The following is a 16,253-nucleotide window of genomic DNA, read 5'->3' on the forward strand; positions in this document are numbered from 1 at the left end:
AAAAGAATCTATCCTTATCATGTAAGTGTTCTCATAAAACTTCTAATAAAGTATTAGCTAGTTTAGGCTGTCTAAGCACATGAGGCGCACAGGTTTGTTGCACAAATCTGTACGACTCATCTTTGTGCGCATGTAGCAAGGCCAGCCTCCATTTAAAAGTCGGCAATCTGAAACTTTTTGCACATGGTGCGTCGCTGCCGTGGGAGGCGACGTTTTCTTAATTAGATTTTCATTCTAATTGGATGATTGTTTCATAAGTGCAACATATATATAAAACAAAAACCTCACTCAGAATATAAATCTGAGTGAGGTATATTAATATAGAAGGTTTTACACCCATCCACGGAAACGAGATGCTTCCGCTGTGCGGCGTACGCCAACCATGTATGCTGCTAATCGCATGTCGATATTACGATTTTGTGCAGTTGTGTAAATATTGTCAAATGCTGCGATCATTTTCGCATATAATTTTTCACGCACTTCTTCTTCTGTCCAGTAGTAGCCTTGGTTGTTTTGTACCCATTCGAAATAAGATACGGTAACACCACCAGCTGATGCTAATACGTCCGGCACTAAAAGAATGCCGCGCTCTGTTAAGATTTTTGTTGCTTCTGCAGTAGTCGGACCATTCGCCGCTTCTACTACGATGTTCGCTTTAATCTTATGCGCGTTGTCTGCTGTAATTTGATTTTCGATTGCAGCAGGCACTAAAATATCACAATCTAATTCAAGCAATTCTGTATTAGAAATTGTATTTTCAAATAACGTTGTAACTGTACCGAATGAATCACGACGATCTAATAAATAGTCGATATCTAAACCGTTTGGATCATGTAATGCACCATGCGCATCTGAAATACCGATAACTTTTGCACCTAAGTCGCTCATAAACTTCGCTAGGAAACTACCTGCGTTACCAAAACCTTGAATAACAACACGTGCCCCTTTAATATCGATATTGCGTTTTTTAGCAGCTTCTCCAATAACAATCGTTACCCCTTCAGCTGTTGCACGGTCACGTCCTTGTGAACCACCTAGCACAATTGGCTTACCTGTAATGAACCCTGGTGAGTTAAAGTCATCCATTTGGCTATACTCATCCATCATCCATGCCATAATTTGCGCGTTCGTAAATACATCTGGTGCCGGAATATCCTTTGTAGGTCCTACAACCGATTTTGTAGCACGAACATAACCACGACTTAAACGTTCAAGCTCACCCATCGACATTTCTCTCGGGTCACAAACAACGCCACCTTTACCACCGCCGTATGGAAGGTCTACGATACCAGCCTTGAGTGTCATCCACATTGATAGCGCTTTCATTTCCTCTTCGGTAACCATCGGATGGAAACGCACCCCGCCCTTTGTCGGTCCTACTGCATCATTATGTTGAGCACGGTACCCAGTGAATACTTTTGTCGTACCATCATCCATTTTTACAGGAATACGAACCGTAAGCATACGAATTGGTTCTTTTAATAATTCGTACATTGCTTCATCATAACCAAGCTTATTTAATGCTTCATGAATTACTTCTTGAGTTGATGTGAACAGGTTTAAATTTTCAGCCATTGTTATTCGCCTCTTTAAAATTTAATGTTTTAGTGTCTTTCCGCCAACATTGTAACACACTTCTACCCGACTTTGTTATATTTTCTGTCACATTTTGAACACTTTTATTGTTAAGTAACTATTTTTATTGATAAATCGCCATTTTCCAGCATTAAAATAAATATTCCAATTGAAACGCCACATAAAAAAGACATCGATTTATTTCCCATCGATGTCTCTTCCATTAATTAGTGTCCTGATTGTTCGATCCAATCTTGTAATTTGTCTTTTAGTAATTTAAAACCATCTGCATCCACTTCATCAACACGATCTTGCAATGACTTTCGGGGGTGTATATCTTTTTTACGGTAATGAGGCACGACCTGTAATTCACGAATGGAAAGACTAATTTTTCTTTGCTCCTCGTCGACTTCTAACACTTTCACCTCAATATCATCACCGACTGCTAAGTGCTCCGCAACATCTTTTACAAAACCATACGTTATTTCGGATATGTGAACAAGTCCTTGCGTTTGTTCATCGAGCGAAACAAAAGCACCGTATGGTTGAATCCCTGTTACTGTACCGGTTAATACGTCACCCACTTCGATTTTTTTCGCCATACTTTGTTCCTACCTTCTCTTCTTATATACGTAATTTTCATGTTAAATTATAACATATGAAAACGGCAGGAACAAAGAAACGCTTTAAACTAGCCATTATAGCTACCAAATAGAATATTAGGCGACGTCAAACCTTACATACGGTTCATTTGATTCGTATTTTTAAAAGCATCCATACATTTTTTATTTTAGAAAACATAGCACATAGAAGTAAGATACTTTATCGATTTAGCTGAAATAAGTTAAATAATACACTTCGCTTCAAATTTTACCGCAATCAACTTATATGCTATGGCGACACAGTTTTCAAATGGAATCCACTGCTCAAATGAATGTTCGTATACGATTTGAATCACTTTCGCAAGCTCTGATGGATCATCAATCCCTTGTAAAGCTGCCACTACATCGGCCGCTTCTGTATCATAGCTTTCAGCACCAAATTTAAAAGGATCCCACTCTTGTAACAATTGAACCGACTTACGATTCATTTCGATATTTTCCATTTTTGCACACCCTACTACTCTTTTTAATAGTTAGTATGATAACATAAGTTAGAAAAGATCAAAAAGAAAAGAGGTTAATTATGTCGAAGTTTAGCAAAATTCACGAACGTAGAAATTCAAATTCCATTAAATGGGATAATATGAGCGAAATTTATAACATCTCAGATACATCTTCTATACTACCAATGTGGATTGCTGATATGGATTTTCCTGCACCACCTGCTTTAGCAGATGCGATCAATGAACGACTGAAACACCCTGTTTTTGGATATACTTTTCCAAATGATGAAGTAAAAAAAGCGATTACAGATTGGTATGAAGTGCGTCATCAATGGAAAATTGACCCTTCAACGATTCTTTTTCAACAAGGTGTCGTACCTGCTATCGCAACAATTATTGAAACATTCACAAAAGTCGGAGATAAAATCGGGATGTCGACTCCAGCATACCCTCCATTTTTTAATGTACCAATCGCACAACAACGTGAAATTGTGACAGCTGATTTAACAGAAAAAGATGGATCCTATACATTTGATTTTAATGTACTTGGAGAGCTTTTCCAATCCGGCATAAAATTATATATTTTATGTAATCCTCATAATCCTGCGGGTATTGTATGGAGCCATGATGATTTGGAAAAATTAATCCAACTGTGTATTCAATATGATGTCTATTTATTAGCGGATGAAATTCATGCTGATATTTTAATTACAAAAAACTATACACCTGCCCTTACAGTAAATGGTGCGGAACAAGCAAAAATTATATCTTGTATTGCCCCGACGAAAACATTTAACATTGCCGGTATTCATGCAGCGATGATTGTCGCACCGAACGAAGAGTTATTTAATGCGCTTAACTTAACCGGACAAGCACACGGACAGCTGTCACTTAATATTTTTGCTTGTGCTGCTGTTAAAGCCGTGTATACAGAAGGTGCACAATGGTTAGATGAGCTACTTTCATATTTAAAAGTAAATATGCAATATGTTTCGGATGAGTTAAATGCAATGGACGGAATACGTGTCGTAATTCCAGAAGCTACATATTTAATGTGGATTGACTATCGTGGAACTGGGTTATCAGAGCAGGACATGATGCAACTGTTGTTATCAAAAGGACAACTTGCACTGGATCCAGGTACAAAATATGGGGAAGCAGGAAGAGGCTTCTTACGTATTAATGTCGCATGTCCACTTGATACATTAAAAGATGGCATAGCACGATTTAAGCACGCATTACAATCACAATAATATATTTTCAAAAGCAGTCTCACTGGCTGCTTTTATTTTTTTAGTTTCTTCCAAATTTTATTTAATAGGTGTTAACTTTTATGAAAAACTTATCTTTAAGATTGAAAATGTTTCTTTTTTCATTTGTCATCGCCCTTTTCTCCATTATTACGAGTAGTACGATGATGATTCATAATATTTCAGATGCATTCGAACAAGAATATGGCGCTCGTGCTATGGCAATCGCGCGTTCAGTTGCTCAACTCTCGGATATTCAGCACACTGTCGGAACGGAAGAAGGCTTTGAAGTCATTCAACCTATTGTGGAGCGGATACGGCTAGCAACAGATGTCGATTATATTGTTGTTTTTGATATGGATAATATTCGTTATACACATCCATCCGAGTCTAAAATTGGTACCACTTTTGAAGGAAGCAAGCAATCCGAGGCAATAGCTCAAAATGAATCGATTTCAAAAGCATTTGGTGTGCAAGGCTTCTCAATTCGCGCATTTGTTCCGATTCTTAACGAAGATGCAACAAAACAAGTTGGTGTGATTAACGTCGGAATTATTTCCCCAAAGTGGTATCAACTAATTTCCGCTTACCAATACGACTTTTTAATTGCGCTATTATCCGGAATTTTTATTGCTCTAATGGGATCTATCCTTGTTGCCAATCATTTAAAAAGACAAACCTTGAACTTAGAGCCCTATGAAATTGCTCGAATCGTACAAGAAAGATCGAGTATTATGCAGGCAATGGATGTTGGATTATTAGCAGTAGATGAAAAAGGAAATATTACATTCATTAATCATTTAGCTCGAAAATATTTACACTTTTTTGATGAAACAGCTAATTTAAATGATATTTTTGATTATAATTGGATATCAGAAGAGCTCGCAGGTACGAATGAACATTACCATCCGCTACTATTATTCGATCAAATGTACTTAATCCGAACTTTCCCAATTCTTGTTGCCAGTCGAAATGTAGGCTATGTAATTATGATGACCAACCGGAAAGAGGCTCATATTTTAGCAGAAGAATTAACGGGGATTCGGACACTTGTCGATTCATTACGTGCACAACAGCACGAATATATGAACCGTTTACATAGCATTGCCGGTTTAATTCAACTTGAGCGCAATGAAGAGGCGCTCAGTTTAATCATTAGTGAAATTTCTGATGAGGAAGAATTATTACAGAAATTACGCGACCATATTTTGGATTATTCAGTTCAAGGTTTGTTGCTCGGAAAATCTGCACGCGCAAAAGAATTAGCCATTACTTTTATATTAGATGAAGATTCCTACTTAGAAGATTTTATGCCTGGTTTCTCAAGTGGCGATTTAGTAACAATTCTCGGGAACTTAATTGATAATGCAATGGAAGCTTGTTTAACGAAGGAAGAAAGAGATGTTAGTTTATTATTACAAGGAACTCGCGATTCTCTTTATATAGAAGTGCAAGATAACGGTGTTGGTATCGATGATAGTCCCAATCGCATATTGGAATATGGCTTTACAACAAAAAATTCAGAAGGACATGGGATCGGGTTAGCTCTTGTCAAACAATTAATTGACTCAAATAAGGGGACGATTGAAATTTCTTCGATTCTTCATATTGGTACTACCGTAATCGTGCAAGCTGGGGAGGACAAATCATGACAAATTTAACTGTTTTTATTGTAGAAGACGATCCAATGGTACTTGATGTAAATAAAAGTTTTTTACAAAGACTATCTGGTTTCGAATTAGTTGGAGAAGCTATGACAGGTGAAGAAGCTTTATCAAAAATCAAAAAAATAAAGCCCAATTTAATATTATTGGATATGTTCTTACCTGATATGTCTGGGCTACAACTTTTCTTAAAATTACGGTCAGAACGTATCCCATCTGACATTATTATGATTACGGCTGCCAGAGATAGTCCCACCGTACAAGAGTTTATCCGATTAGGGGCGATTGATTATTTAATCAAGCCTTTCCGTTTTGAGCGATTTCAACAAGCACTGCAAAATTATCATCGACAAAATAAGAATTTACCTAATTCAAATTCTCTAAAACAAGAAGATATTGATCAGTGGTTGGGCTATGAATCAGAGGAACTCCATCTGCCAAAAGGTTTGAATGATATTACAATGAAACAAATTGGAAATGAACTCAAAAACATTCGAGACCCTATTACTTCGGAACAGCTCGCGCAAAATGTTGGGATGGCGAGAGTAACTGTGCGAAAGTATTTAGACTTCTTAGCAGGTAAAGGTAAAGTTCAAATTGATTTAAAATATGGAACAGTTGGTCGTCCCACGAAATATTATTCTTTAAAATAACGTTAAAAGCCTGTAAACATACCGTTTACAGGTTTTTACTTTTGTAGTATAACAACAAGCACATAGAACAATCTGTTATATACCATAAAGACCATAATGTCCATTAATACCATAATATTGTTTATTTTTTAAATATATTTAATATATAGTTATTCTTATCTTTTATAAGAAAGGTAGAATGTGTATGAAAAAAATAAAGATTATTTCGAAACTTTCAATATTGTTTGTCATTTTATTAATTCTTAACGCCTGTCAAACAAATGCTGAAAGTTATCCGATTGATTATGAACAATTGGGTGAAAATGAACGCATTGTTATCCGGTTCTCTCATGTCGTTGGAGAAGATACACCAAAAGGAATGGCTGCCCGAAAATTTGCGGAGCTTATAAAACAACGGAGCAACGGCTTTATAGAAGTACAAATTTTTTCAAACGGGAAACTTTATAAAGATGGCGAAGAGATGGATGCGCTCCAACGTGGCGATGTCCAAATGATTGCCCCAGCTACATCAAAGCTTACAAAACTCGTACCAGAAATTTCGATTTATGATTTACCTTTTGCTTTTCGTAGTTTTGATGACATTCATAACTATTCAAAAAGTCCAGCTGGTCATAGATTAGTCGAAAAATTAGAAGTCCATAATTTGATCGCCTTTTCCATTTGGGATAGTGGTTTTAAACAACTCAGTAATAATGTAAGACCCATTACGCATTATTCCGATTTAAAAGGCTTACAAATGCGCATTATGCCAAGCGATATTTTACATAAACAATTTACAACGGTTGGTGGCAGTACAAAGCTTATTGATTTTAATAACGTTTTTAATGAACTACAAAATAGTTCCATTGATGGACAGGAAAATACGTTATCCAATTTCACTAGTAAAAGTATGTATACACTTCAAAATCATTTAACGATAAGTAATCATGGCTATTTAGGCTATTTTGTATTATTCAATTTAGAGTTTTGGAACTCACTCCCTACGGATGTAAAGCTTCTTATTTATGAAGTTTTAGAAGAAGTTGAACAATGGGAATGGGAAGTGGCAGAAAAATTGAATATAGAAAAACTAAATGAAATCGAAAAGTGCCAGTGTATCGACATTGAATACTTAGATGAAGCCAGTATGGAAGAATGGGAAAAAGAAATGCTCCCTGTTTATGATTATTACCGCGCTAAATACAGCAACTATTATTTGAACTCGTTACCTAAATTCAAGAATTAACTTAATTCAGCATTCATCCCCCTACATCAATAAGTGAGGGATGAATGTCAAATAGGCAACATCGTGTTGACCTAGGCCCCGGCGGATGTAACAGATTTTAAGAGGAGAAGGAAGTCAGCCTAAAAGCGTCACATCGTGTGACAACGGCTGACTGACCCACGTCCTGTGGCCCCAAGCTCGAAAAAAATCTGGACGCAATTACGCCGAGGCGTAATTGATTGATTGGTTTTAGAGAAAGACTTCTTTCTTTTAAACATATAGAAAAGATATAGGGGGAACAAAAAACATGAAAAAATGGCTTTTAGTATCGATTCTTAGCGTACTAGTGCTTGCATTAGCAGCATGTGGTGGCGAGGATGATAAGGCATCAGGCACAGAATATACAAAAGAAAATCCACTTGTAATCAAATTTTCACACGTAACTTCAATCGAATCAGTTAAAGGAAAAGCGGCAGATGAATTTGCCAAATTAGTAGCTGAAAAGACGGAAGGAAAAGTTAAAGTAGAAGTTTACCCTTCTTCTCAATTATACGGAGATAATGATGAGTTAGACGCACTTATGTCTGGTAACGTACATATGATTGCGCCATCTGTAACAAAAATGGTGAAGCTTGACCCACGTTGGCAATATGTAGACATGCCTTTCTTATTCCAAGATGACGAGCATGTTCAAAAATTCTTCACTTCAGACGTAGCAAAAACGCTTTTAAACTCTGATCAATTAGCAGCAAATGATATTCAAGGTCTTTCTTTCTGGGGGAACGGTTTCAAACATTTCTCTAACAATAAACGCCCACTTGTTGCAGTGGAAGACTATAAAGGTTTAAAATTCCGCGCGCAAGCAGGGAAAGTATTAGAAGCACAGTTCCACGCTTTAGATGCTGGCTCAGCTACAATCGCATTCGGTGAAACATACGCAGCGTTACAACAAGGTACAGTAGATGGTGCTGAAAATCCATTCAACAACTTCGACACACAAAAATATCATGAAGTGCAAAAATACTTATCTACTTCTGCACACGGTCGTCTTGATTATGCAATTTTCGTAAATAAATCATTCTGGGATAAGATTCCTGCTGATTTAGCAACACCAATTAATGAAGCTTTAACGGAAGCTACAGAATTAGCAAACACTTTAGCAAAAGATGAAAATGCAAAATCATTCGAGAACATTAAAGCAACAGGGAAAGTTGAAATTCACGAAATGACAGATGCAGATAAAGAAACGTTAAAAGCTGCATTACAACCGGTATACGATAAGTTTGAAAGTGTTATCACACCTGAGCTTATTGAAGGTATTAACTCATTAAAATAATTCCTTACCCGAGTGTCGATGAAAAATCGGCACTCTCCTTTCTTTCATATAATCAACGTAGTTTTCGGATCACTTCGATTTCCCTACGACCAAGTATTTTTTAAGGAGTGAACATTATGCAAATAGCAAAAAAGGTTTGGGCATTTATTGAAGAAATTTCTGCTGGAACATTTTTCTCAGCTGGAATTGTACTTATTTTTTACGGAGTTGTTATGCGATATATTTTCAACTCACCACAAGCATGGGTTGAGGAAGTTGCCCGTTATTCATTAATTTGGGGTGTATTTTTAGGCTTTGGCTTAGCACTACGCCACAACCAACATATTCAGGTGGATATTTTATACGATAAATTAAAGCCTGGGATGAAACGTATACTCGATATTTTAGCAACAGGAATTAGTATTCTCTTTTGTGTTATTTATACATATTACGGGGTTATTTTAGTAGAATCTCGTTTCCATTCAGGAATGGTTTCATTAGACGTAGGAATTCCAATGTGGATTGTTTACTTAATTTTACCGATTTCAGGAATTTTATTCTTACTACGCTTTATTGAGCGATTAGTAAATATCCTTGCAGGAAAGGATGAAAACTATGCTAATCCTCTTAATTAGTTTTTTCGTTTTAGTCTTTTTACGTGTTCCCGTTGCTGTTAGTTTAGCAATGTCGACAGTGTTCGTTTTATTCCAAGCGGATTTTAATATGACGATGATGCCACAGCGTATGTTTACAGCGCTCGATTCATTCCCGATGATGGCAATTCCTGGTTTCGTATTAGCTGGAATTATCATGGCTCGCGGTGGTATTTCTAAATATTTAATTGAAGCCCTGCGCACATGGGTTGGTCATCTACCTGGTGGTTTAGCAGTTGTAACGATTTTAGCATGTGCGATTTTCGCTGCCATTTCAGGTTCTTCACCTGCAACAGCTGCGGCAATCGGGTCAATCATGATTCCTGCAATGTTAGCTGCTGGTTATGGCAAACGTTATTCAATGGGGCTAATTGCCGCTGGTGGTACGTTAGGTATTTTAATTCCACCTAGTATTCCGTTAATCATTTACGGGATTACTTCTGAAGAATCAATCGGTGAATTATTCATGGCTGGGGTTATTCCTGGTCTTGGTTTAACAGGTTTATTAATCGTCATGGCAATTATTTATGCAAAACGTAATGGTTTTAAAGGAGATACGCCTGCTACTTGGGGCGAGCGCGGTAGAAAATCTTTAAAAGCAATTTGGGGTGCATTTTTACCAATTTTAATTTTAGGAAGTATTTATTCTGGTGCCGTAACACCAACAGAATCAGCGGTTATTGCAGTATTCTACGGTCTTATTGTATCCATATTCATTTACCGTGAACTACACTGGCGTGATATTCGTCCAATCATTGTAGAATCAATCAATATTACAGCGATGATTTTCCTAATTATTGCGGCCGCCTCATTATTCGGTTTATATTTAACGAATGCTCAAGTTCCACACTTAGTAGGTCAATGGATTGCCGACAGTGATATGAATAAATGGATATTCATGTTCCTTATTAACATTATCTTCTTCGTAATGGGGATGTTCTTAGAAGCCGTTTCAATTATTTTAATTACGCTGCCAATTTTATTACCAATGCTTGCTCACTTTGATATTAACTTAATTCACTTTGCGATTATTATGACAATCAACATGGAGCTTGGTATGATTACACCTCCAGTTGGTCTAAACTTATTCGTAGTAAGTGGGATTGCGAAAGAAAAGCTTGGTGAAGTTGTAAAAGGAGTTATTCCATTTATTATCATTATGGTTCTTTTCTTATTCGTAGTAATTTTTATGCCACAACTTTCTCTATGGCTACCCGAAATTATGATGAAATAAATATAAATAGTAAAAGGCAGAAACGCAAATGCGCTTCTGCCTTTTTTGTTACTTTTGAATTTCACTTAGCATTTTTTTCACGTGCAATACGTTCATCCCGTTCTTGTAAAGCACGTTTTTCTAAATGCTGTGCTTTATCGGCTTGACGAGCTGCAATACGGCGAATCCAGCGATACGTAGCAAATACGATAATGATTAAAATAACGAATTCGATCGCTGCTGGAATATAAGATGACTTATCCTCTGGGATGTAAAAAAAACCTCCCGAGAAGTTTAGTAAAAATTGATTCACTCGCTCACACGTCCTTTATAATTAGTCGATTACAGTGATTGATTCAATTTTAACATCTTCTTTAGGTTTATCGTGCATATTACGGTCAACGTTCGTAATTTTGTCAACAATATCCATACCTTCTACAACTTGACCAAATACAGTGTGTTTACCATCTAACCATGGTGTACCACCGTTTTTCTTGTATAACTCTACTTCTTCTTTAGCCCATCCACGAACTTCCATTTGCTTCAGCATCGAAACTTCTACTTTAGGTGCTTGTACAATAAAGAATTGAGATCCGTTTGTACCAGGGCCTGCATTAGCCATTGATAATGCACCACGAATATTTAATAATTCTGGCACACACTCATCTTCAAATGTTCCGCCCCAAATTGATTCGCCGCCCATACCAGTACCTGTCGGGTCGCCACCTTGAACCATGAAGTTTGGAATAACACGGTGGAAAATAATACCGTTATAATAGCCTGATTTAGCATGTCCTAAAAAGTTTTCAACTGTTTTTGGTGCTTGTTCTGGGAATAATTTAATTTTAATTGCACCCATCGTTGTGTTCATTTCGACTAATACTTCACCAGGATTTAGTTCTTTCGTTAATTGTGGTAACATTTTTGTCTCTCCTTTTAGTTAAATAGTTGTTGAATGGGTATACATAAGTAAACCGACAATTCCTTTTTACCATGTTCCATTTTACCATAAATCTAACAATGTCCGCTAATAACTTGCCAACGACTTTCTTCGTGTCCCGAAATAAGTTATAATAGAGTATCAATTACGCCTCGGCGTAATTGCGTCCAGATTTTTTCGAGCTCGGGCCCACAGGACGTGGGTTAGTCAGCCGTTGTCACACGATGTGACGTTTTTAGGCTGACTTCCTATCCCCTTGAAAATCTGTGACATCCGCTGGAGCATAACTTGATTCAGCTGGGGTTTGAACCCCTATTGAATAGGATTGCACTTTTTGGCGTTCAAACCCACCTATGGGGATGGAGGTATACAGCTAAATCAAGTTAACTACTATTTGGAGGAATGTGATTCTATTTGCAAAATATGAAAAGTAATTTCGCCATTATTTTAATTGCCAACTTTATCGTTGCAGCTTCTGCAACGATGATTATGCCCTTCCTTTCTCTTTATATTGGTACATTAGGACATTTTTCAGAAGACTATGTACAAACATGGGCAGGGTTAATCTTTGCTGCTACTTTCATTTCTGCCTTACTCATGTCGCCTATTTGGGGAAGAATTGCGGATAAATACGGCTATAAACCGATTATGATCATTAACTGTTTCGGCATTGCCATCAGTATTTTTTTAATGGGCTATGTTCAAAACGTTGAGCAATTTTTCATTTTGCGTTTAGGTATGGGCGTGGTAACAGGTTTTATCCCTACTTCTATGGCATTTATAAGTAAGCACACCCCTAAAAAAATGGCCGGCAAAACGCTTGGCACGCTTCAAATGGGGAGTGTTGGTGGTACACTGTTTGGTCCTGTTATCGGCGGTATGATGGCTGATGCGGTTGGCTTTCAATATACATTTACGATTACTGCCACCGCCATTACGGTAGCGGCCATTATTATTATTTTCGGCATTCATGAGCCGGCCATTATTCAAAAAAAGAAAAGCTCCATTTATTCAAGGAAAAATGTATTACGCGCGATTTTCCAACATCGTTTAATTTTAAATATTATGCTCGTTACAACGTTAATTCAAATCGGGAACTTTAGTATTCAACCTTTACTGTCGCTTTATGTGTCCCAGTTAACAACTTCTCAAGAAGTGGCGCTACTTGCCGGGATCACCTTTAGTGCAGCGGGTCTTGGCAATATTGCATTCGCACGCTTTTGGGGAAAATTAAGCGACCATCATGGATATGAGAAAGTGCTGTCATTCCTGCTCATTGTTTCCGTTCTTTTTATTATTCCACAAGCTTTTGTCACAGAACTATGGCAATTGATTATTTTACGGTTCTTATTTGGAATTGTTTCTGGTGGATTAATTCCGATTACGACGGCCTTAATACGACGGGAAGCACCGATTGAAGTGCAAGGGGAAATGATGGGATACAACCAAAGTTTCCGCTTTTTAGGGAATATTTTAGGTCCTGTATTAGGGGGGATTGTAGCAAGTGCTGGCGGGATTCATTCGGTTTTCTATACGACCGGCATGCTATTTGCCCTCGCGTTTATCGTTATGTACTTGCTCCGAAAATTGCCTGATCAGGAGATGAATGATTTATTACGAGAAAATCAGCTCGCACAAAAATAATGTGAGCTGTTTTTTCTTATGATTAAGAAATATTTTTACTTAATACACGCATCCATTTGTGTTACGCTTCATTTAGTGAAGTGTTTGGAGGATATTATAATGAAACAATTTTTTGGCTACTTACTTATTGTTTGTAGCATTCCAATACTCCTGTTAGTCGGGAGTGAAGTTTGGAAAGAAATTACGAAAGCCAAACAACATGGGCAGCTAATTGAACAGTCCATTGAGTTACCCGAAGTCGTTTCTTCATTACCCGTGACGCTTTATGATGCGAACGGTCAAATTTTTAGTGAAGAATATACCGAGTGGTCACAACCCATGTCATTGAATGATATGCCTGAACTCGTCAAGCAATTATTTATACTAAGTGAGGATGAAGACTTCTTTTCTCATATTGGTTTTGATGTGAGTGCCATTACCCGCGCTTTTGTCGCCAATACATCCGACCAATCGATCCAACAAGGCGGAAGTACGATTACACAGCAACTCGTGCGCATGCGTTATTTAACAGAACAAAAAACGTATGAACGAAAGCTGATGGAATTATTTTACGCTTATGAACTTGAGAAACTTTATTCAAAAGAGCAAATTTTAGAAATGTACTTAAATGAAATGTATTTTAGCAATCAAGTGTATGGTATCGGTGCGGCGGCTAGCTATTATTACAATAAACCCCTTGCCAAACTGACACTCGCGGAAATCGCCTTAATTGCGGCAATTCCAAATAATCCGTCTTTATATGACCCGATTAAAAACTTTAGCAATACGAAAAGTCGGCAAGAACGGTTAATTGATAAGTTAACGGAGCATCAAATTATTTCTTCTGCTGAGGCATTCATGCATAAAAATGAAGTCATTGAATTAGATGTAAAAAGCAAAATTCAACAGCATCCAAGCTATAGTACATATGTATTACAAGAGCTAAAATGGTTAATTGCTGAACAGACAGGCTATGCACAAAAAATCGCTCAGACAGATGATAAAATGGAAAAAGAATATTTACAGTTGGAATTAAAAAAGATTGTCAATGATGTTTTAAGTAACGGAATCAATATTTATACTGCGCTTCAGCCAGATAAACAGGCACAAGATGAAATTGCTGTTAATGCCATTTTAACGGAGCCAGACCTACAGGCGAGTGCAACTGTAATTCATAATACAACGAGGGAAATCGTTAGTATTTACGGTGGGAAAGATTATAAAAAGTTTGATTTGCATCGAGCTTTCCAGTCACCTAGACAACCTGGATCTGCTTTTAAGCCTATAAGTGTTTATGCACCTTATTTTGAAACGACAAATGCATCTAAAAATGCGCTCGTCAATGGTGGGGCTTATTGTGTTGGCAAATTCTGTCCAGAAAACTATGGAAGAAGTATTTATGGCAAAGTAACACTTGCAACAGCCTTTAAGCATAGTATTAATACGAGTGCCCTCCGATTATTTGAAATGATTGGCGTGAATACCGCCTTCCAATTTATCGACCGTTTCCAGTTCGACTCCATCGTCGATAAAGATCGAACTTACGCGGCAGCTTTAGGAGGCTTAACTTACGGTGTAACGACGCTCGAAATGGCTAATGCTTATTCAAGCTTTGTGGACGGCTATTTTTCCCCTGCCCATAGCATTCGGAAAGTCACGGATTTAGAAGGAAACTTGCTTTACAGCTGGCCAAAGGAACGACAAGAAATTTGGTCTGCCTATACGGTCAATACGATGCGTGATATCCTGACTGACGTAGTGAAAAGCGGTACGGGTAAAGGCTTATCCAGCTCATCGGGTTATATAGGGGCCAAAACTGGAACAACAAATCAGTTTAAAGACTATTGGGTAGCAGGCTTAACAAAAGATTACACAGCAGCGGTTTGGATTGGCTATGACATCCCCCGCTCTATGGAAAAAATCGAAAATGCCAAAATTCATTTTTCTATTTTTAATGCGATTACAGACTAAAAGGGACGATCTCCTCGTAATGATGAGATCGTCCCTTTTCCTATGTAGCAAATGGTAAACTTGCAAGTATGCCATTATATAATTTTAGAAGTGCATACACGATTAATGTAATAAAAATAAACCATGTTATGATTTCAAAAAAGATAAGCCCTATCATACCACTAACCGTCATAAATTGGCTCGTTTTATAAATCGTATAAATGAAATAACTAAAAACAGTCGCAATAAAGACAATTATTAATATAAGGATTGATTGAATGCCAATAACAGATGCAAATGACCCAAAGAAGAAAATAACATAGCCGCCACGCGCGACGCTCATTGTTTCGCCCGCCTGATCTTTTGAAAAAAATAGCATGCCAAGCTCATGAATCGTTTCGCCGATTAATTTCAAAGCTGAAAATAACATGAAAAATATTAGCGCAAACACAATAAGCAACACAAAGCGTAATTCTAAATCAGATAAAAATTCCCGCATACCGCTATAAACACCAATCGCATTGAATAATTCCAACGACTCCGATACAGCAAATATGCCGAATGAAAGACTAAATAAAATAATAGTAAATAGTGGTAAGTAACCATAAACATATGGATTTCTCATAAATATTCGTACCTCAAAATTTATATTTCTTTTATATTTAATTGCAGGCAAGTTTCCCCCACTTATAGAAGCAGGGGACTTCAGTACCTGTTGCTATCGGTACAAATGAATTTGCTGAATTAAGTTAAACGAATCTCCATTTATTTTAACATATTGAATGTCATTTGGTTATTTAGATTACCAAGATTTTTAACGATAATACTGGTTATAGTATGGTGATCCGTAATATGGTGGGTAATAGTATGGTGGTGGATAATAGTATGGTGGTGGTGATTGGTAGCCTCCACCTCCGCCAATTGAGTCACCTAGAAAGCCGCCTAAAAGTCCACCTAGAAATGGTCCGCCGAATCCGCCGAAAAATGGTCCACCGAAGCCAAATCCACCTCCATCGAAGCCTCCTCTACCAAAGCCTCCTCTACCAAAACCTCCCCTACCGAAGCCACCTCTACCGAAACCTCCGCCACCTCTACCGTGTCTTGTCAT

At 37.4% G+C, this 16,253-nt stretch carries 16 protein-coding genes; 9 read left to right on the forward strand and 7 right to left on the reverse strand.

Features of this window, described 5'->3' with window-relative positions:
- Positions 1–330: 330 nt before the first annotated feature.
- From MHI10_RS16600 to MHI10_RS16610, 3 genes are all read right to left on the reverse strand, one after another.
- Entirely contained in the window at positions 331–1,575 is a 1,245-nt protein-coding gene (locus MHI10_RS16600) for a Glu/Leu/Phe/Val family dehydrogenase (RefSeq protein ID WP_340787320.1), read from the reverse strand.
- A 227-nt stretch (positions 1,576–1,802) separates the two neighbouring features.
- A complete protein-coding gene (gene yugI / locus MHI10_RS16605; RefSeq protein WP_340787321.1) occupies positions 1,803–2,177 on the reverse strand; it encodes a S1 domain-containing post-transcriptional regulator GSP13 in 375 nt (124 codons plus the stop codon).
- 242 nt (positions 2,178–2,419) lie between these two features.
- Positions 2,420–2,680, reverse strand: coding sequence for a DUF1871 family protein (locus MHI10_RS16610; protein ID WP_340787323.1), 261 nt, complete (start codon positions 2,678–2,680; stop codon positions 2,420–2,422).
- Between the two features lie 80 nt (positions 2,681–2,760).
- On the opposite strand from MHI10_RS16610, the gene MHI10_RS16615 reads away from it, so the two are divergent.
- From MHI10_RS16615 to MHI10_RS16645, 7 genes are all read left to right on the forward strand, one after another.
- Positions 2,761–3,933: a MalY/PatB family protein gene (locus tag MHI10_RS16615; protein ID WP_340787324.1), complete on the forward strand. Its 1,173-nt coding sequence runs from the start codon at positions 2,761–2,763 to the stop codon at positions 3,931–3,933.
- 80 nt (positions 3,934–4,013) lie between these two features.
- Positions 4,014–5,582, forward strand: coding sequence for a sensor histidine kinase (locus tag MHI10_RS16620; protein WP_340787326.1), 1,569 nt, complete (start codon positions 4,014–4,016; stop codon positions 5,580–5,582).
- A complete protein-coding gene (locus tag MHI10_RS16625) occupies positions 5,579–6,247 on the forward strand; it encodes a response regulator (protein WP_340787327.1) in 669 nt (222 codons plus the stop codon). Before MHI10_RS16620 ends, MHI10_RS16625 begins: the two co-directional genes overlap by 4 nt.
- A 184-nt stretch (positions 6,248–6,431) precedes the next feature.
- Positions 6,432–7,472, forward strand: a complete 1,041-nt coding sequence (locus MHI10_RS16630; protein ID WP_340787329.1) for a DctP family TRAP transporter solute-binding subunit — start codon at positions 6,432–6,434, stop codon at positions 7,470–7,472.
- Between the two features lie 286 nt (positions 7,473–7,758).
- Positions 7,759–8,787 carry a DctP family TRAP transporter solute-binding subunit gene (locus MHI10_RS16635; RefSeq protein ID WP_340787331.1) on the forward strand — a complete coding sequence of 343 codons (1,029 nt, stop codon included), beginning with the start codon at positions 7,759–7,761 and terminating at the stop codon, positions 8,785–8,787.
- A gap of 116 nt (positions 8,788–8,903) precedes the next feature.
- Positions 8,904–9,401, forward strand: coding sequence for a TRAP transporter small permease (locus tag MHI10_RS16640; RefSeq protein ID WP_340787333.1), 498 nt, complete (start codon positions 8,904–8,906; stop codon positions 9,399–9,401).
- The gene (locus MHI10_RS16645; protein WP_445683193.1) at positions 9,382–10,653 is read left to right on the forward strand and encodes a TRAP transporter large permease; all 1,272 of its coding nucleotides are present in this window, start codon (positions 9,382–9,384) and stop codon (positions 10,651–10,653) included. The genes MHI10_RS16640 and MHI10_RS16645 overlap by 20 nt, the downstream gene beginning before the upstream one ends.
- 61 nt (positions 10,654–10,714) lie before the next feature.
- On the opposite strand, the gene MHI10_RS16650 is transcribed toward MHI10_RS16645, so the two are convergent.
- Both MHI10_RS16650 and MHI10_RS16655 read right to left on the reverse strand, forming a co-directional pair.
- Positions 10,715–10,945: a hypothetical protein gene (locus tag MHI10_RS16650; protein WP_340787337.1), complete on the reverse strand. Its 231-nt coding sequence runs from the start codon at positions 10,943–10,945 to the stop codon at positions 10,715–10,717.
- Positions 10,946–10,966: 21 nt separating this feature from the next.
- On the reverse strand, positions 10,967–11,554 hold the full coding sequence (locus MHI10_RS16655; protein WP_340787339.1) for a peptidylprolyl isomerase: 588 nt from the start codon (positions 11,552–11,554) through the stop codon (positions 10,967–10,969).
- A gap of 432 nt (positions 11,555–11,986) precedes the next feature.
- Between MHI10_RS16655 and MHI10_RS16660 the strand changes: the two genes are divergently transcribed.
- Together MHI10_RS16660 and MHI10_RS16665 are read left to right on the forward strand one after the other, a co-directional pair.
- Entirely contained in the window at positions 11,987–13,216 is a 1,230-nt protein-coding gene (locus tag MHI10_RS16660) for an MFS transporter (protein ID WP_340787341.1), read from the forward strand.
- A 99-nt stretch (positions 13,217–13,315) separates the two neighbouring features.
- On the forward strand, positions 13,316–15,166 hold the full coding sequence (locus tag MHI10_RS16665) for a transglycosylase domain-containing protein (RefSeq protein WP_340787342.1): 1,851 nt from the start codon (positions 13,316–13,318) through the stop codon (positions 15,164–15,166).
- A 40-nt stretch (positions 15,167–15,206) separates the two neighbouring features.
- On the opposite strand, the gene MHI10_RS16670 is transcribed toward MHI10_RS16665, so the two are convergent.
- On the reverse strand, positions 15,207–15,770 hold the full coding sequence (locus MHI10_RS16670; RefSeq protein ID WP_340787344.1) for a DUF5366 family protein: 564 nt from the start codon (positions 15,768–15,770) through the stop codon (positions 15,207–15,209).
- A 189-nt stretch (positions 15,771–15,959) separates the two neighbouring features.
- Positions 15,960–16,253, reverse strand: coding sequence for a hypothetical protein (locus MHI10_RS16675; protein WP_340787347.1), 294 nt, complete (start codon positions 16,251–16,253; stop codon positions 15,960–15,962).

Source organism: Solibacillus sp. FSL K6-1523, from assembly GCF_038005225.1.
GTDB lineage: Bacteria > Bacillota > Bacilli > Bacillales_A > Planococcaceae > Solibacillus.